The organism is Asticcacaulis solisilvae, assembly GCF_052327315.1.
GTDB lineage: Bacteria > Pseudomonadota > Alphaproteobacteria > Caulobacterales > Caulobacteraceae > Asticcacaulis > Asticcacaulis solisilvae_B.
On sequence record NZ_CP166196.1, the window covers coordinates 1,382,762 to 1,398,974 of the forward strand.

The window sequence follows — 16,213 nt, forward strand, 5'->3', positions numbered from 1 at the left end:
TATATCCGAATTCAACCGCAAGAAGCGAAGCGCGAAACGGGCCGGTGTCGGACAAATTGTTTTCATCGTATGGACCCCGAGGTGTTAAAATGACCGCGATGATGACTTCCGATACCGATGCCCGCTGGGACGCCCTCGTGCGACGCGATCGCGACGCCGACGGCCTTTTCGTCTACGCCGTGACGACGACGGGGGTCTATTGCCGGCCCTCCTGTTCGGCGCGGACGCCGCGGCCGGAAAACGTCCGCTTCTTTGCCGGCGGCGAGGCAGCGGTGAAGGCTGGGTTTCGCGCCTGCCGCCGCTGCAAGCCCGAAGGCGACGGCCGCGCGGACATGATCGCGGCTGCCTGCCGCGCGATCGAAACGGCCGAGGACGAGCCTTCGCTCGACGTGCTGGCGGCGGAGGCGGAGCTGAGCCCGTTCCACTTTCACCGCGTGTTCAAGGCGGCCACCGGCCTGACGCCCAAGGCCTATGCCAAGGCGCACCGCCGCAAGCGCGTGCGTGAGGAACTGGGCAAGGGCGGCACGGTGACCGAGGCGCTGTACGACGCCGGCTTCGGCTCGAACGGGCGCTTCTACGCCGAAACCAACGCCATGCTGGGCATGACACCGAAACGCTTCAAGGCGGGCGGCGCCGATACCGAAATCCGGTTTGCCGTTGGGGAAAGCAGCCTCGGGCCCATCCTGGTGGCCGAAAGCGATCTCGGCATCGTCGCGGTGACCCTGGGTGACGACGCGGGCAGTCTGGTGCGCGAACTCCAGGACCGTTTCCCGAACGCGCGCCTGATCGGCGGCGATGCGGCCTTCGAAAAACGGGTGGCCAAGGTCGTCGGCGCCGTCGAAAAGCCTGGCACCGGCAAGGACCTGCCGCTCGATATCCGCGGTACGGCCTTCCAGCAGCGCGTCTGGAGCGCCCTGCGCCAGATTCCGGCGGGCGACACCGTGACCTACGCCGAACTGGCGGAAAAGATCGGCGACCCGAAGGCGGTGCGTGCTGTCGCCGGCGCCTGCGCGGCCAATACGCTGGCGGTGCTGATCCCCTGCCACCGCGTCATCCGTACGGACGGCTCGCTCAGCGGCTATCGCTGGGGCGTCGAGCGCAAGCGCGACCTGCTGGCGCGCGAGGGCGTCTGAGCGTGGCGCAACCCGACCTGTTCGGCGGTCCGGACCTGCCAAAGGGCGTGCACGTCCTGCGTGGCTTCGCGCGGGATGCCGCTGGGGCAGTGCTGGCCGCGGCCGAGGCCGTGACCGGCGAGGCGCCCTTCCGCACCATGCAGGTTCCGGGCGGCGGCACCATGTCGGTCGCCATGAGCAATTGCGGCCGGGCAGGGTGGGTGACCGATGCGTCCGGCTATCGTTATTCGGAGAGCGATCCGCTGAGCGGCAAGCCCTGGCCCGCCATGCCGGAGGTCATAGCCGGCCTGGCCAGGGCGGCGGCGGAGACGGCGGGCTTTCCGGGGTTCGCCCCCGACGCCTGCCTGATCAATCGCTACGAACCCGGGGCGCGAATGGGACTGCATCAGGACCGCGATGAACAAGACCGTAAACAGCCGATCGTGTCGGTGTCGTATGGATTGCCGGCGACCTTTCTGTTCGGCGGCGGCAGACGATCCGATCCCCGGATCGGGCTGGTGCTCGAGCATGGCGATGTCGTGGTGTGGGGCGGGCCCGCAAGGCTTTACTATCACGGCATCGCGCCGTTGAAGGACGGCGTGCATCCGATGTTGGGCCGGCAGCGCATCAATTTGACGCTGCGAAAGGCGCTTTGACCGTCTAGTTCAGCCGTCCCGGAATCTCGTCGGGCGGCATTTGCATCAGGCCGAACCAGTACTGTTCGATCTTGGTGACGATGTCGTCATAGGTGTCGGTCATGACCGGCTTGGTGATGTAGCCGTTGGCATGGCGGTCGTAGCAGCCCGATACATCCGAATCGGCGCTGGAGCTCGACAGGACGATAACCGGAATGCGGCGCAGGTCCGGGTCGGCCTTGATGACGCTGAGGAATTCCTGGCCGTGCATGTGCGGCAGGTTGAGGTCGAGCAGGATGATGTCGGGGCGCGGGGCTTCGGCATAATCGCCCTCGCGGCGCAGGATGCTTAATCCCTTCTCGCCGGTCTCGGCCACCGTGATGTCACTGGCCAGTTTCGAGCGCCGGAAGGCACGGCGGGTCAATACGGCGTCACCGTGATTGTCCTCGACCAACAGAACCTGGGCGCTGCGAGACCGCTCATTCAGCTTCGTCATAACGGATCGAACCTGACCATACCTGACGTTTATCGTTGCCCTGTTGTCCCCGATTTTCTCAATCCCTGCAAGACTTTTTGGCCGGACATGGTCAGGCCAATCACAAGGAATTCATCGCGTACCCGGTTAAATAAGCCGGGCTTGTCTGGTACCTATACGCAAAGTTGAACAGGGATGAGAGTCGCACACGAAGATAGAAGGCTTTGCCGATGTTCGCCCTTCGCGCGGACCGTGTGGCACCCCAGAAAGTAGAGTATTGGTCTGTTGCAATCGCAACGGATTGCATTCATTTCCGGAACAGAATCGATTGATGACGACAGTATCGGCGGACAGTCCTCAGGCGCGTGACGGCGCCCCGCCCGGCGGGGTTTCGAGGGGGACGGCAGCCGGATGAACGGCATGGCTCACGATACCGGCGGCAGCTTCATGCCGCATGGCTTCTGCTTCCTGTGGCGGCCCGACGTCCTGTGGCTGCATGTCATCTCGGACGGCCTGGTGGCGCTGGCCTATTTCTGCATTCCGGTGGCGCTGATCTATTTCATCCGGACGCGCAGGGACGTGCCGTTCCAGTCGGTCTTCCTGCTGTTCGGCGCCTTCATCCTGTTGTGCGGCACGACCCACATCATGAGCATCTGGGTGCTGTGGCACCCGGACTACTATATCGAGGGCGTCATCAAGGCGATGACGGCCGTGGCCTCGATCGGCACCACCATAATGATGGTGCGCCTCATGCCCCAGGCCCTGGCCATTCCCAGCCCGAGCCAGATGGACATCGCCAACGCCCAGCTGCGCGAAGCCAACGCCAAGCTGGAAAAGCTCTATGCCGACAGCGAGGAACGCAGCCGCGTGACCCTGGCGGCCATCGTCGACAACGCGGTCGACGCCATCATCACCATCGACGAAAAAGGCACGGTCGAAACGGCCAACCGGGCCTGCGAGCGCCTGTTCGGCTACGAGGCCTCCGAGATCATCGGCCAGAACGTCCGCATGCTGATGCCCGAACCCTACCAGAGTGCGCATGACGGCTATCTAGACCGCCACGTCCGGACCGGAGAGGCGCGCATCATCGGAACCGCGGGCCGCGAAGCCGAGGGACGGCGCAAGGACGGCAGCAGCTTCCCCATCGACCTGTCGGTCAGCGCCTTCACCGTCGCCGGCAAGCGCCATTTCACCGGCATCGTGCGCGACATCACGGTCGCCAGGCAGGAGCACGAGGCGCGGCAAAGGCTGCTGACGCGGCTGACCGAGTCGAACACCGAACTGGAGCGCTTCGCCTATGTCGCCTCGCACGACATGCAGGAGCCCCTGCGCATGGTGCTCAACTTCAGCCAGATCATCGCCACCGACTACAACGAGGTGCTCGACGACGAGGGCAAGGACTATCTGCGCATCGTCGGCGAAAGCGCCATGCGCATGCGCGACATGGTCCAGGACCTGCTGGAATATGCCCGCCTCGGCCGCGAGGGCATGAGCCTGGGCGACGTCGACATGGAGGTCGAGCTCAACCACGTGCTGACCAACCTGAAGGAACTGATCCGCGATTCCGAAGCGGTGGTGACCTCGGATCCGTTGCCTTTTATCGAAGGCAACGCTGTCCAGATCATGCGCCTTTTGCAGAACCTGATCGCCAACGCCATCAAATACCAAAAACCGGGCAAGACGCCCCACGTCCATGTCACAGTGACGCCCGACGGCCAGGACTGGCACTTCATGGTCCGCGACAACGGCATGGGCATCGACCCGGCCTTCGTCAACCAGGTCTTCGAACCGTTCCGCCGCCTGCATACCTGGGAGTCGATCCGCGGTTCCGGCCTTGGTCTGGCCGTCTGCCGCAAGATCGTCGACAGCCACGGCGGCCGCATCTGGGCGACTTCAAAGCCCGGCGAAGGCAGCGTTTTCCACTTCACCATCCCCAAGCCCGACGGTGCAGCCGAAAGGAATGCCGCCCATGCCTGATCCTTCATCCACCCTGTTGATCCGCGAGGGGCGGACAGCCGAAATCCTGCTGGTCGAGGACAATCGCGGCGACGCGCAGCTGGCCTCGATGGCGTTTCGCGACGCCCGCATCGAAAACCACCTGACGGTGGCTGCGACCGGCGAGGAGGCCATGGAGTTCCTGCGCGACCGCACGCGGCCCCTGCCGGACATCGTCCTTCTCGACCTCAACCTGCCGAAGATGAGCGGCCGCGACGTGCTGGCGGCGGTCAAGGACGACGAACGGCTGATGCACCTGCCGGTCATCGTCCTGTCGGCGTCCGAAAACGAGCAGGACATCGCCCGCAGCTATCAGCTTCACGCCACGGCCTATATCGTCAAGCCGCTGACGCTCGAAAAGTTCCGCGACGTGGTCTCGACCATCGAGCAGTTCTTCTTCTTCCTCGCCGTCCTGCCGGACGCGACCTACGCCTCGGCCAGTTCCAACGCCGCCTGGTTCGACGCCTCCGATCACTAAATTTCGAGTCTTCCGATGCACGCCGAAAAATCCCGCGCCCATCGCGCCGCCGCCGCCGAAATCCGCGAAGCCGAGCCCGCCGACCTCGCCCAGGAATACCGCGACTATGCCTATATCGTGTCGCACGACCTGGGGACCCCGGTCCGTCTCATGGTCGAATTCGCCCGCCTGCTCGACGAGCGCCAGGTGGAGAAGGGCGACGAGGAAGACCGCGCCCTGCTGAAGGAGATCATGGACAATGGCGACAGGCTGCGGTCGATGATGCAGGGCCTGCTGTCGTTTTCGCGCCTCAACACCCTGGCGGCGCCCCATATCCTGGTCGACACGCAGAAGATCGCCGAGCACTGCCGGCTGGTCATGCAGGACAAGCTGAAAAGCTCGGGCGGCAAGCTCAGCATAGCCGGCCTGCCGCGTCTCAAGGGCGACGCGGACCAGATCATGCAGCTGTTCAGCCTGCTGGTCGACAACGCCATCAAGTTCGCCCGGGCCGGCGTGGCGCCCGACATCCATATCACGGCCCAGCGCGACACCGACCTGTGGATCTTCTCGGTCCGCGACAACGGCCAGGGCCTGGAGGAGACCTACTGGACGCGCGTCTTCAAGCCGTTCCAGAAGCTGCACGTCGAAGGCCAGTATCCGGGCGTCGGCATGGGCCTGCCGCTGGCGCGCAAGATCGCGTCGCTGCACGGCGGCTATATGTGGATCGCGGAATCGTCACCGCACGGCAGCACCTTCCGTTTCTCGCTGGCGGCGGCGGACTAATCCGCCGGGCACGGTGACGCAGGCCGCCGCCTCCCATGACGCCAGATGAAGACCGGGACGCGGCAGGGAACTGCCGGGGCCTTTATTTATGCGAATATGTTGAGGCGCTGGCCGGGCGCGCCGGGATCGGCGGGGCTGACCGCGGACACCTGGGCCGCGCTGAGCTTGCCGTCGAGGACGAAGGCGGCGCGGCGTGACGGATCGCTGGCGGCGTCGACATCGTACGGTCCGGATTTCGGGTGCGCCGGATCGATATGCTTCTTCGCATAGTCGACATCGGTGCAGTTGCGGCAGGTGTAGCCGTTGACCGTCACCGGATGAGGGTAGTCGGAACCGATCGACATTCTGCCGTTCTCCCTGTTCGAAAAGTAATACGGCGGGATGAACGAAACGGTTACACGGTTATCTCAAAAAATTTTCAGTTCACCAGCGAGGCGGCGATATTGATGGTCAGCGCCAGCACGGTGGCGTTGAAGACATAGGCTACGATGCAATGGATGGTGCCGATGCGCCGGGTCTGGCGCCCGGCGATCGACACGTCGGCCGTCTGTCCCGACGTGCCGATGATGAAGGAGAAATAGAGGAAGTCGAGGTAGTCCGGCGTGTCCGTGCCGGGAAAGATCAGGCAGCGCTCGCCCTTGTCGCCGCAATGACGCTCCGAGAAATAATAGCCGTGGGCGTAATGAAAGGCGAAGGCCGTGTGGATGAAGGCCCAGGACGTCATCAGGGTCAGTACCGACAGGCCGACATGGATGCCGCGCAAGACACCGCTGACCGTCTTGACCGAGGCCAGTTCGCCGACAATCGCCGCGATCGACAGGCCGGCCGCCAGGATCGACAGCAGCAGGATGGTCACTTCGCCGTCGTCATACAGGGCGGCGCGGCGGTGGATGGTCTCGGGGCCGGCGCTCATCATCGTCTCGATGCTTAAGCCCAGATAGAGCAGGGTACCGGCATTCCACGCCAGCAGGCTGTCGGTCACCGGACGCAGGTGCGTGAAGGCCTGGGTGCCGAAAAGGACAGCGACGCCCAGCAGAATGGAGACCAGCAGGCGCGGCTTGTACTTGAGGTGCCTGACCACCGGTAACGCCGTTATGCCCCGGCGTCCGTGTTTCGCATCCGTCATGCCGCTAAACCCTTGAATCGAAGGACATCCATGTTACTCTTTTTTGAACCCTGAGTCCCTTACGCTGTGAAGAGAAAGGAAAGCGGCCTTGGCCATCGTGTTCGAGCATACGATCGACCTGCCGCAGACCCCGCACGAGGTCTTTGCCTTTCTCGACGACTTCAAAAAGGTGCCGCTGTGGCTCAAGCGCTGCGAAGGCGTCGCGAAGTGCGGTCAGGGGCCGAACCAGGAAGGCGACAAGCTGCGCTACGCCTATTTCGAAGGCGGCAAGCATCGCATCATGGACGGGGTCATCACGGCGCATGAGCCCGACAGCCGCCTGGCCTACCGCTATTTCGACAAGCTGATGCAGGTGTTCATCGAGTTCTCGATGGAGCCGACGGATACGGGGACGCGGCTGGTCCATCGCGTCGAGATCGTGCCGCACTACTGGCTGGCGAAGCTTCTGGCGCCCTTGTTCAAACTGCGCCTGCCGAAGCAGACGAAAGAAGCCATGGAAGGCATGCGGACCATGCTGGCGGCGGGTGGATAGGAAGAAAAGGCGGTCCACAGATTACACAGATTTCACAGATTATTGGTGCGCGAAGCGCCTTCCTCCGGCGCTCACGCACACGGTGTATCGGTCTATAGCTCTGAAAAATCTGTGAAATCTGTGTAATCTGTGGACCTCTTCCTTTCACTGCGCTTCGCGCTTGCAGGACTTCATTAATATTTGCGCCGGCCGCTCGACTTTCGTGGCAATCCGGTCTTTAACATGTGGCAATTGTAACGAAATGCCCTTTGAGGCCCCCATGCGAAACGCCGCCTTCAAAACCGCCATTCTGGCCGCTTCCGTCTCGCTGATCGCGCTCGGCGCGCACGCCGCCGACGTGAAGCAAGCCTTTACCTACAAGGATATGATCTCGCTCGACCGCATCGGGGGGCTGAGCGTCGATGCGGCCGGCCATTATGCCGTCTTCCCGGTGCGCGCCACCGACCTGGTCAAGAACAAGGGCATGACCACCCTGTGGCTGAAGGACCTGTCGAGGCCCGCCGCGCCGGAAGTGAAACTCCAGGCCTCCGAGGGCGGCGCGGCCGACGCGCAGTTCGGCCCGGACGGCAAGACCATCTACTTCCTGTCGTCGCGCGGCGGGTCGTCGCAGGTGTGGAAGACAGACCTGACCGGCGCCAACGCCGTCCAGGTGACGAAACTGCCGCTCGATGTCGGCGCCTATCAGCCGACGCCAGACGGCAAGGGGCTGGTCGTCAGCCTGGCCGTCTATCCCGAGTGCAAGGGCAATGAGATCGACTGCACGGTCAAGACGCAGGCGGACAAGAAGGTCAGCGACCCGTCTTCGGGCACAGTCTACACCAAGGTCTTCGTCCGCCACTGGGACGAATGGGCCGACGGCACGCGCAACCACCTGTTCTATGCCGGCTTCGACGGCGCGGCGCCGGTCGCCCTGACCGACGGTTTCGACGGCGACGTGCCGTCCAAGCCGTTCGGCGACGAGGCCGACTTCACCGTCTCGCCCGACTCGAAGACCCTCTATTTCTCGGCCCGCGTCGCCGGCAAGACCGAGCCGTGGAGCACCAATTTCGATGTCTTCTCGGTGCCGCTGACCGGCGGGCCGGCGACCAACCTGACGGCGGCGAACCTGGCCTGGGACGCCCAGCCCATCGTGTCGGCGGACGGCAAGACCCTCGTCTATAAAGCGATGAAGCGCCCGGGCTTCGAGGCCGACCGCTTCGGCCTGATGATCCGCGACGCGTCCGGCAAGGTGCGCGAAATCGCGCCGGCCTGGGACCGCAGCGCCGACGGCGTTAAATTCTCCAGGGACGGCAAGAGCCTGCTGGTCACGGCCGGTGACGTCGGCATGGAAAAGCTGTTCCGGGTCGATATCGCGTCGGGCAAGGTGACGCCGCTGTCGAAGGACGGCCACGTCACCAGCTATTTCGAGACCAATGCGGGCTTTATCTACCTGAAGGACAGCCTGGCCTATCCGTCGCAGATCTTTTTGTCGAAGCCGAAAGCCGCCCTGATCGACGACGGCGCCACGAAGTTGACCCAGGTCGACAGCGCGCTGGGCGATCGCGCCATGGGGGCCTACGAGCAGTTCAGCTTCAAGGGCTGGAACGGCGACACGGTCTACGGCATCGTGGTGAAACCCGCCGGCTACGTCGAAGGCAAGAAGTACCCCGTCGCCTTCCTGATCCACGGCGGCCCGCAAGGCAGCTTCGGCGATGACTGGTCGTTCCGCTGGAACCCGGAAACCTATGCCGGCGCGGGCTACGCCGTCGTCATGATCGACTTCCATGGCTCGACCGGCTACGGCCAGGCCTTCGAGGACGCCATCTCGCAGCACTGGGGCGACCGCCCGCTGGAAGACCTGCAAAAAGGCTGGGCCGCCGCCCTGTCGAAATACGGCTATCTCGACGGCGACCGCGCCTGTGCGCTCGGCGCGTCCTACGGCGGCTTCATGGCGAACTGGATCGCCGGCAACTGGAAGCAGCCGTGGAAGTGCATCGTGTCGCACGACGGCGTGTTCGATTCGCGCATGATGGGCTATTCGACCGAGGAAGAATGGTTCGAAAACTGGGAGCAGGGCGGCAGCGTCTTCACCGACCCGGCGAAGTACGATGAATTCAATCCGGCCCTGCACGCCAAGGACTGGTCGGTGCCCATGCTTATCGTCCATTCGGACAAGGATTACCGCATCCCGGTCGAGCAGGGCATAGGCGCCTTTACCGCGCTGCAGGCCAATAATGTCGAGTCGGAATTCCTGCGCTTCCCGGATGAGAACCACTGGGTGCTGAAACCGCAGAATTCGCTGAAGTGGCACGCCACCGTGTTCGACTGGCTCGACCGCCATATCGGCGACAAGGCGAAGTAAGCCATGAGCCTGTCCCGCCGCCATCTTCTGGCCGCCGGTGCCGCCCTTGGGCTGGCCGGCTGCTCGCCCAAGGCCAGCCAGGCTTTCGATCTGGCCGGCCGGATGCTGGAGATCAAGAAACGGCACGGCGGCCGCGTCGGCGTGTCGGCCATCCAGGGCGGCAAGACGGTCAATCTCGACTCGAACGAGCGATTTGCCCATTGCTCGACCTTCAAATGGGTGCTGGCCACGGCGATCCTGCAACAGGCCGACCAGGGCAGGCTGAGCCTGGCGAAGGAGATCGCCTTTGGCCAGAAGGACCTGCTCGACTACGCGCCGGTGACGAAAGCGCATGTCGCCGACGGCAAGATGACGATTGCCGACCTTTGCGCCGCGGCGGTCGAGGTCAGCGATAATACGGCGGCCAATCTGTTGCTGCCACTGGTCGGCGGGCCTTCGGGCCTGACGCAGTTCGTGCGCGGGCTGGGCGATACGGTGACGCGCTTCGACCGCACCGAGCCTGATCTCAACAGCAATATCGACGGCGACGACCGCGACACCACGACGCCGGCCGCCATGGCGGGACTGCTGAGGACCGTCTTTACGACACCGGTCCTCAGGCCGGACTCGCTCGATCGTCTGAAGGCGTGGATGGTTGCGACCTCGACGGGCCAGAAGCGCATCCGCGCGGCCCTTCCGGCCGGCTGGACGGCGGGCGACAAGACGGGCACCAGCGGCAACGGCGCGGTCAACGACGTCGCGGTCATCTGGCCGGACAAGGGCGATCCGATCTTCATGGCGGTCTACACCACGGGCGGCACGCTCGATGCCGCCGGCCGCGAAGCCGTTGTCGCGGACACGGCCAGGCTGGCGCTGGACGCGCTGAAGATTTAACCCCTCTGAACGCTTGACGACTCAAGGCGTGCAGCGCTTTGGTCGGACCATGAAACAGGTGGTCTCGTTCGACGATGTGCTGGCGGAAATCGCGGTGCTGGTGCGCCCCCATTTCGGCAAGGGCCGCACGGCGCAATATATCCCGCAACTGGCTGGCGTGAACCCCAACCAGTTCGGCATGGCCATCTGTACGATCAAGGGCGAGGAGCACGCCATCGGCGACGCCGACGTGTCTTTTTCCGCCCAGTCGATCACCAAGCTGTTCGCGCTGGGCCTGGCGCTCAACAGCATCGGCGACGAGGTCTGGACGCGCGTCGGCAAGGAGCCGTCGGGCACGCCGTTCAACTACCTGTCGCAGCTCGAGCATGAGGAAGGCATTCCGCGCAATCCCTTCATCAATGCCGGCGCCCTGGCGGTGACCGATATCCTTCTCAACCACGCCGCGGAGCCAGACGCCCTGGTGCGCGACTTCATGGGCATGCTGGGCGTCGCGCACCTGGCGATCGACGAGGACGTGGCGGTGTCGGAGCTGGAAACAGCGCACAAGAACCGCGCCATCGCCAATCTGATGCGCAGCTTCGGCACCATCACCCACGACGCCGAGGCCGTGGTCGAAGCCTATTGCCGGCAGTGCGCGGTGACGGTGACCTGCCGGCAGTTGGCGCGGGCGGCGCTTCCCCTGGCGGCGCGCGGCTTCTCGCCCTTGATCGAGGAGACCATCTTCCCGGAGCGCCTGACGCGGCGGCTGAATGCGCTTTTGCTGACCTGCGGGACGTATGATTCGGTGGGCTCGTTCGCCTATCGCGTCGGCCTGCCGTCGAAAAGCGGCGTCGGCGGCGGCCTGGTCGCGGTCATTCCCGACCATGCCGTCGTGGCGGTCTGGGCGCCGGAGCTCGACCGTTTCGGCACCAGCGTCGTCGGCGCCTATGCCCTGGAGTATTTCAGCCAACTGACCAATTGCTCGGTGCTGTGATCGGTGGTAAAAATTGCTACCAAGGAGTATGAAAATGCCCGATGGAAGCAAGCCACGCGTTGAAAAGGTCAGTATCGCCCTGACGCAGGATATGGCGGCCATGGTCCGTCAAGCCGTGGACAGCGGCGAATTTGCCTCAACCAGCGAAGTGGTGCGCGACGCTCTGCGCGGCTGGAAGGCCAAGCGCGAAGAGCGTCAGGCGGAGCTGGAAGAGTTGCGGCGTCTGGTCGCCGAAGGCCACGCCAGTGGAACTGTTGAATGGAAGGGCGGAGCTGACATCGTCGCGCGCGCGCGCAAGGCGGCGGGACTCTGACCCATGGATTGGACGCTACGGTACTCGCGGCGGGCCGATTCCGACCTGATCGATATCTGGGCGTACATTTTCACCGATAATCCTGCCGCGGCGGATCGCCACGTTTTGAAGCTGGCGGAGACTTTCGAGGCGGTGCAGGGCTTCCCTGAGAAGGGACGGCCTGCACCGGAATTGTCGGAAAATCATCGGATACTGACGTACGGAAGCTATATGCTGATTTATGAAATCGATCGACAGGACAAGGTCGTTACGCTGATCCGCGTTCTGCATGCCGCCCGTGACTGGCGGACGCTGTTTGACGACTGAGGCGCCGATCTCTATCCTCGCCTGCAAACAGGGGCGGGGCTTCCCGAAAGACAATTGACCTATCGCATCGCCATCGCGGGCGCCGGCACGACCGGTCTGGCCCTGGCGGGATTTTTGCGCGCCGGCGGACACGATGTCAGCCTGTTCGAGCGCTTCGACGAGGCATCGCCGGTCGGGGCAGGGCTTCTGATCCAGCCGACCGGCCTGGCCGTCATGGCGCGGCTGGGTGTCGACAAGGCGCTGATCGCCCGCAGCGCGCGCATCAAGACGCTCTACGGCAAGACGCACACCGGCCGGACGATCTTCGACCTCAGCTACGACATCCTGGGCAAGCATATCTTCGGGCTGGGCGTGCATCGCGCCAGCCTGTTCCAGGTCCTGTACGATCACGCGGTGGCCGCAGGTGCGGACATCCATACGGCGTGCGAGGCGATGGGCGTGACGACGCATCCCGACGGTCTGATGTCGCTGCAAACGAAGGGCGGCGATTTCGGGCCGTTCGACCTGGTGGTCGACTGCACCGGCCGGCATTCGAAGCTGGCCGAGCGCCACGCCGATATCCGCATGAACCGCGCCTATCCTTATGGCGCCTTCTGGGGTGTCTGCCGCGATCCCGGGCAGGTCTTCGGCCAGGGCGGTTTGCAGCAGCGCTATGATGCAGCCAGGGTCATGATCGGGACCCTGGCCATCGGCAAGCGGCCCGGCAGCGAGGACGACCATATCGCCTTCTTCTGGAGCCTGGCGGCGCGCGACCTGGACCGCGTGCGCGCCGATGGCCTGGACGCGTGGAAGGCGCGCGTATTGGGCTACTGGCCCGACATGGCGCCGTTCGTCGCGCAGGTAGAAACTTTCGACGACCTGACCTGGGCGGAATACGGCCATAAGGCGCTGAGGTCGCGGGTGAAAGGCCGGCTGGTTTTTGCCGGCGACGCGGCGCACGCCATGAGCCCGCAACTGGGGCAGGGCGCCAATCTGGGGCTGATCGACGCGTGCGTGCTGGGCGAGGCGATCAATGCGTCGAAGGACCTCGATGCGGCGCTCGACCACTATCAGCGCGCGCGCAAGGACCATCTCGGCTTCTATCACCGCGCCAGCCTGTGGATGACGCCCTTCTTCCAGTCGGACTCATGGGCGGCGCCGTTCGTGCGCGACGTCGCCTTCGCGCCCATGTGCTACACGCCGTGGCTGAAGGACGAGATGATGCGGACCCTGGCCGGCATGAAAACCGGCCTGTTCAGCCATATCGACCCCGGCCAGTGGCACGAGGACTACGCTATCCGTCGGCGTCGAGGCTGAGCGCCTGGCGCCAGGTTTCGATGCGTGCCAGCTTGGCGTTGAAAGCCGACCAGTCGTCGCTTTCCGTGATCGGCGCCCAGATAGCCTCTATTTCGTCGTAGAGCAGGGTTTCGGGATCGGGCGCCTTGAAGCGCGGATGGTCGAGCTTCGATGCGTTGGCCGTTTGGTATCCGCCGACGACCGCGCGGAAGGTGTCGAAGGCCTCGCCGGCATAGTGTCCGGCGCGCGGGCCGTTCATGGCGCGGCTTTCGCTGAGCGTCCCGCCGAACCAGTCGTAGAACAGGGCTTCGAAGCTGCCGTCGAAATCAGCCGGCTTCAACTGGCCGTAGATGGCGCGGACCAGGGCTTCGTTGTCGTCCCGGGGCACGAGGTTGAGTCGCCGGCACATGGCCAGCCCCATCTCGCGCTGGTAGTGCAGGTCGTAGTCGGCCATGGTGGCGCTCAACGGCTCGCTTTTACTGATCAGCGTCAGGCATGAGCCGAGCCGCGCCAGGTTCCATCCGACCGTGTCGGGCTGGCGGCCATAGGCGTAAAGCCCCGAATGGTCGAAATAGGCGGCGGTGAAGCTCGGATCGAAGCGCGGCAGGAAGCGGTAGGGACCGTAGTCGAAGCTTTCGCCGGTGATGTTCATATTGTCGGTATTGAGCACGCCGTGCACGAAGCCCGCCGCCATCCAGCGCGCCGCCAGTTTCGCGGAGGCCCTGAGCACGGCGTCGAACACCCCTGCGGCATCTTTGGCGTCCGGATAGAAGTGCGCGACGATATAGTCGATCAGGCCCCGCATCGTGTCGCGGTCGCCCGTATAGGCCAGGCGTTCGAAGGTGCCGAAGCGGATATGGCTGTGGCTCAACCGGACCAGGACCGACGACCGGGTGGGCGAGGGCTCGTCGCCGCGCACCAGGTCTTCGCCGGTTTCGATCAGGGACAGGCTTTTCGACGTCGGTACGCCCAGCGCTTCCAGCATGGCGGTCGCCAACACTTCGCGCACGCCGCCCTTCAGCGTCAGCCGGCCGTCGCCGCCGCGCGAATAGGGCGTCTTGCCCGAACCCTTGGTGCCGAGGTCGAGCAGGCGGCCGTGGTCGTCGCGCATCTGGGCGAACAGGAAGCCGCGCCCGTCGCCCAGGTCGGGATTGTACTGGCGGAACTGGTGGCCGTGATAGCGCAGGGCCAGGGGTTCGGGCTGATTGCCTGGCAAGGGCGAGAAGCGGCCGAAATGCCGGATCCAGTCTTCATCGTCGAGGTGGGCGAGGCCGATCGATGCCGCTGCCCGGTCGTTGCGATAGCGCAGCGCGGTTTGCGGAAAATCGGCCGCCGCGACCGCGTCGAACAGGGCGAGGCCGGAATGCAGGAGACGGGGATCGGGGGAATACTGGGACATGGGAGCCTGTGACTGGACCCCTCCACCACTTCGTGGTGAGCGTAGCCGATGTATAGCATCGGCAAGCGCAAGTCCCCACGCTTCGCGCAGGGAGGAGACTTTCTTTCTCCTCCCCATCGCAGATGGGGAGGGTGAGCGTAGCCGAGGTATAGCCTCGGCAAGCGCAAGGAAGTGGTGGAGGGGTATTACTTTCGTTCAATCTGCCGCGTTAAGTGTCGGTTTTGCTGGCCGCGCGCAAGGGCGGCGGGTAAAATTTCCCCATGACAACGCTCAACCGATTCCTGCTCGAATTCCTCAAGACCGAGGCCGGTTCGGGGTTTCTGCTGGCCGCCTGCGCAGCCGTGGCGCTTGTCTGGGCGAACCTGCCGGCGGCGCACATCTACGAAGGATTCGTCCGCGCCGGCCTGCCGGGGCCGTGGGGCCACGATTGGCCGCTTGCCGAATGGGTGAAGGAGGGCCTGATGGCCGTCTTCTTCTATATGGTCGGCCTTGAGATCAAGCACGAGATCCGCGACGGCGCCCTGTCGGACCCGAAAACCCTGGCCTTGCCGGTGGGGGCGGCGTTGGGAGGCATGATCGTGCCGGCCCTGGTCTATCTCGGCGTCAATGCGTCCGGCGGCGACCCGCGCGGCTGGTCCATTCCCGTGGCGACCGACATCGCCTTTGCCCTGGCGGTACTGAGCATGGCGGGAAAGGCCTTGCCCGCATCGCTCCGCGTCTTCCTGCTGACCCTGGCCATCGTCGACGATCTCGGCGCGGTGGTCATCATCGGGGTGTTCTACAATTCGGCCTTTTCCCTCGCCTGGATCGGTGGCTTGCTGGCCGTGTTCGCCGTCACCTTCGCCGTGCGCTTCATTCCCAGGATCGGGCGGGCGGGGCGCAACCTTATCTACCTGGTCCTGTTCGCCCTGGCATGGTGGGTGACGCTGAAAGCCGGAATCAGCCCGTCGCTGACGGCGGTCATTTCGGCCTTCTGCGTGTCGACGCGGCGGCTGCAAGGGCTGATCCACACCGTCCACCCGTTCGTCGCCTACCTGGTCCTGCCGCTGTTCGCCTTTACCGCTTCGGGCTTCTCGCTGGCGGGCGCGGGTGCGGCCCTGTTCGCCGATCCGCGCTTCCTTGGCGTCGCGCTGGGTCTCTTTGCCGGCAAACAACTGGGGGTATATGCCGCGGCGCGAGGGCTGGTTTTCGCCAGAATGGCGGTATTGCCGCAAGGCGCGACGCCTTTGCAGCTCTACGGGGTGTGTCTTTTATGCGGCATCGGCTTCACAATGAGTCTGTATCTGGCCGCCCTGGCGTTTCCGGCCGGGGATAAAACCGCCGAAATCGCGGCCAAATCGGCGATTGCCGTCGCGTCACTTCTGTCGGCGTGTGCGGGTGCAGCAATCCTCAATCTGTCGCAACGGACACAAAAAATACACGTTTAAGCAATGTTTTCCGCCGATATTTAGAGCGAAGCTTGGGTTTTCACGTTCTTTCACAGTATTGTGAGTAATAATTTCCGTAACGGAAATGTTGCGATGCAATATTCGTGGCAAACAGCGTTTGTTTCCGTGCACGTCATGTGTTAAGACGAAAGTAATCGCAGGCCGCCGGAATCCCGGCTTTTCTTGCCCTT

Annotated in this window: 17 protein-coding genes; 13 read left to right on the forward strand and 4 right to left on the reverse strand. The window is 64.1% G+C overall.

All coding sequences use genetic code 11. The features are described 5' to 3' along the window. Positions 1-98 precede the first annotated feature (98 nt). Both ada and alkB read left to right on the forward strand, forming a co-directional pair. Positions 99-1,133 (forward strand): bifunctional DNA-binding transcriptional regulator/O6-methylguanine-DNA methyltransferase Ada, encoded by a 1,035-nt coding sequence (ada, locus tag AB8717_RS06265; RefSeq protein WP_443750177.1) that lies wholly within the window; start codon positions 99-101, stop codon positions 1,131-1,133. Between the two features lie 2 nt (positions 1,134-1,135). After that, positions 1,136-1,768, forward strand: coding sequence for a DNA oxidative demethylase AlkB (gene alkB, locus AB8717_RS06270; protein WP_443750178.1), 633 nt, complete (start codon positions 1,136-1,138; stop codon positions 1,766-1,768). Between the two features lie 4 nt (positions 1,769-1,772). On the opposite strand, the gene AB8717_RS06275 is transcribed toward alkB, so the two are convergent. Continuing rightward, positions 1,773-2,243 (reverse strand): response regulator, encoded by a 471-nt coding sequence (locus AB8717_RS06275; protein ID WP_443750179.1) that lies wholly within the window; start codon positions 2,241-2,243, stop codon positions 1,773-1,775. A gap of 399 nt (positions 2,244-2,642) precedes the next feature. Between AB8717_RS06275 and AB8717_RS06280 the strand changes: the two genes are divergently transcribed. The 3 genes from AB8717_RS06280 to AB8717_RS06290 are packed head-to-tail and all read left to right on the forward strand — an operon-like array spanning position 2,643 to position 5,457. Then, positions 2,643-4,199, forward strand: coding sequence for a sensor histidine kinase (locus tag AB8717_RS06280; protein ID WP_443750180.1), 1,557 nt, complete (start codon positions 2,643-2,645; stop codon positions 4,197-4,199). Next, positions 4,192-4,695, forward strand: a complete 504-nt coding sequence (locus tag AB8717_RS06285) for a response regulator (protein WP_443750181.1) — start codon at positions 4,192-4,194, stop codon at positions 4,693-4,695. Before AB8717_RS06280 ends, AB8717_RS06285 begins: the two co-directional genes overlap by 8 nt. A 15-nt stretch (positions 4,696-4,710) precedes the next feature. Next, a complete protein-coding gene (locus AB8717_RS06290; protein ID WP_443750182.1) occupies positions 4,711-5,457 on the forward strand; it encodes a sensor histidine kinase in 747 nt (248 codons plus the stop codon). 86 nt (positions 5,458-5,543) lie between these two features. On the opposite strand, the gene AB8717_RS06295 is transcribed toward AB8717_RS06290, so the two are convergent. Further along, positions 5,544-5,801 carry a hypothetical protein gene (locus AB8717_RS06295; protein WP_443750183.1) on the reverse strand — a complete coding sequence of 86 codons (258 nt, stop codon included), beginning with the start codon at positions 5,799-5,801 and terminating at the stop codon, positions 5,544-5,546. Between the two features lie 74 nt (positions 5,802-5,875). Beyond that, entirely contained in the window at positions 5,876-6,583 is a 708-nt protein-coding gene (locus tag AB8717_RS06300) for a DUF1345 domain-containing protein (RefSeq protein WP_443750184.1), read from the reverse strand. A gap of 97 nt (positions 6,584-6,680) precedes the next feature. Here AB8717_RS06300 and AB8717_RS06305 point away from each other — a divergent pair, with 97 nt between their 5' ends. The 7 genes from AB8717_RS06305 to AB8717_RS06335 all read left to right on the forward strand — a co-directional run bounded on the left by AB8717_RS06305 (position 6,681) and on the right by AB8717_RS06335 (position 13,217). Further along, positions 6,681-7,115, forward strand: a complete 435-nt coding sequence (locus AB8717_RS06305; protein WP_443750860.1) for an SRPBCC family protein — start codon at positions 6,681-6,683, stop codon at positions 7,113-7,115. Between the two features lie 259 nt (positions 7,116-7,374). After that, on the forward strand, positions 7,375-9,456 hold the full coding sequence (locus tag AB8717_RS06310) for a prolyl oligopeptidase family serine peptidase (RefSeq protein WP_443750185.1): 2,082 nt from the start codon (positions 7,375-7,377) through the stop codon (positions 9,454-9,456). A gap of 3 nt (positions 9,457-9,459) precedes the next feature. Continuing rightward, positions 9,460-10,329 carry a class A beta-lactamase gene (gene bla, locus AB8717_RS06315; protein ID WP_443750186.1) on the forward strand — a complete coding sequence of 290 codons (870 nt, stop codon included), beginning with the start codon at positions 9,460-9,462 and terminating at the stop codon, positions 10,327-10,329. Positions 10,330-10,378: 49 nt separating this feature from the next. After that, complete coding sequence (locus AB8717_RS06320; protein WP_443750187.1) at positions 10,379-11,302, forward strand: glutaminase; 924 nt, start codon at positions 10,379-10,381, stop codon at positions 11,300-11,302. 34 nt (positions 11,303-11,336) lie between these two features. Continuing rightward, complete coding sequence (locus AB8717_RS06325; protein ID WP_443750188.1) at positions 11,337-11,615, forward strand: type II toxin-antitoxin system ParD family antitoxin; 279 nt, start codon at positions 11,337-11,339, stop codon at positions 11,613-11,615. Between the two features lie 3 nt (positions 11,616-11,618). Next, entirely contained in the window at positions 11,619-11,921 is a 303-nt protein-coding gene (locus AB8717_RS06330) for a type II toxin-antitoxin system RelE/ParE family toxin (protein ID WP_443750189.1), read from the forward strand. A gap of 54 nt (positions 11,922-11,975) precedes the next feature. Continuing rightward, entirely contained in the window at positions 11,976-13,217 is a 1,242-nt protein-coding gene (locus AB8717_RS06335; RefSeq protein WP_443750190.1) for an FAD-dependent oxidoreductase, read from the forward strand. Here the strand turns inward: AB8717_RS06335 and AB8717_RS06340 are convergent. Next, positions 13,195-14,595, reverse strand: a complete 1,401-nt coding sequence (locus AB8717_RS06340; RefSeq protein ID WP_443750191.1) for a protein adenylyltransferase SelO — start codon at positions 14,593-14,595, stop codon at positions 13,195-13,197. The genes AB8717_RS06335 and AB8717_RS06340 overlap by 23 nt on opposite strands. Before the next feature lie 260 nt (positions 14,596-14,855). On the opposite strand from AB8717_RS06340, the gene nhaA reads away from it, so the two are divergent. Further along, positions 14,856-16,022 carry a Na+/H+ antiporter NhaA gene (gene nhaA / locus AB8717_RS06345; protein WP_443750192.1) on the forward strand — a complete coding sequence of 389 codons (1,167 nt, stop codon included), beginning with the start codon at positions 14,856-14,858 and terminating at the stop codon, positions 16,020-16,022. Positions 16,023-16,213: the final 191 nt, after the last annotated feature.

What these genes read in the sequence shown, in the direction of transcription:
- bla (WP_443750186.1), top strand. Translation starts at nt 9,460, where the DNA reads ATGAGCCTGTCCCGCCGCCATCTTCTGGCCGCCGGTGCCGCCCTTGGG.
- AB8717_RS06340 (WP_443750191.1), bottom strand. Translation starts at nt 14,595, where the DNA reads ATGTCCCAGTATTCCCCCGATCCCCGTCTCCTGCATTCCGGCCTCGCC.
- AB8717_RS06325 (WP_443750188.1), top strand. Translation starts at nt 11,337, where the DNA reads ATGCCCGATGGAAGCAAGCCACGCGTTGAAAAGGTCAGTATCGCCCTG.
- nhaA (WP_443750192.1), top strand. Translation starts at nt 14,856, where the DNA reads ATGACAACGCTCAACCGATTCCTGCTCGAATTCCTCAAGACCGAGGCC.
- AB8717_RS06290 (WP_443750182.1), top strand. Translation starts at nt 4,711, where the DNA reads ATGCACGCCGAAAAATCCCGCGCCCATCGCGCCGCCGCCGCCGAAATC.
- AB8717_RS06330 (WP_443750189.1), top strand. Translation starts at nt 11,619, where the DNA reads ATGGATTGGACGCTACGGTACTCGCGGCGGGCCGATTCCGACCTGATC.
- AB8717_RS06310 (WP_443750185.1), top strand. Translation starts at nt 7,375, where the DNA reads ATGCGAAACGCCGCCTTCAAAACCGCCATTCTGGCCGCTTCCGTCTCG.
- AB8717_RS06295 (WP_443750183.1), bottom strand. Translation starts at nt 5,801, where the DNA reads ATGTCGATCGGTTCCGACTACCCTCATCCGGTGACGGTCAACGGCTAC.
- AB8717_RS06275 (WP_443750179.1), bottom strand. Translation starts at nt 2,243, where the DNA reads ATGACGAAGCTGAATGAGCGGTCTCGCAGCGCCCAGGTTCTGTTGGTC.
- AB8717_RS06300 (WP_443750184.1), bottom strand. Translation starts at nt 6,583, where the DNA reads ATGACGGATGCGAAACACGGACGCCGGGGCATAACGGCGTTACCGGTG.
- AB8717_RS06280 (WP_443750180.1), top strand. Translation starts at nt 2,643, where the DNA reads ATGGCTCACGATACCGGCGGCAGCTTCATGCCGCATGGCTTCTGCTTC.
- AB8717_RS06320 (WP_443750187.1), top strand. Translation starts at nt 10,379, where the DNA reads ATGAAACAGGTGGTCTCGTTCGACGATGTGCTGGCGGAAATCGCGGTG.
- AB8717_RS06285 (WP_443750181.1), top strand. Translation starts at nt 4,192, where the DNA reads ATGCCTGATCCTTCATCCACCCTGTTGATCCGCGAGGGGCGGACAGCC.
- ada (WP_443750177.1), top strand. Translation starts at nt 99, where the DNA reads ATGATGACTTCCGATACCGATGCCCGCTGGGACGCCCTCGTGCGACGC.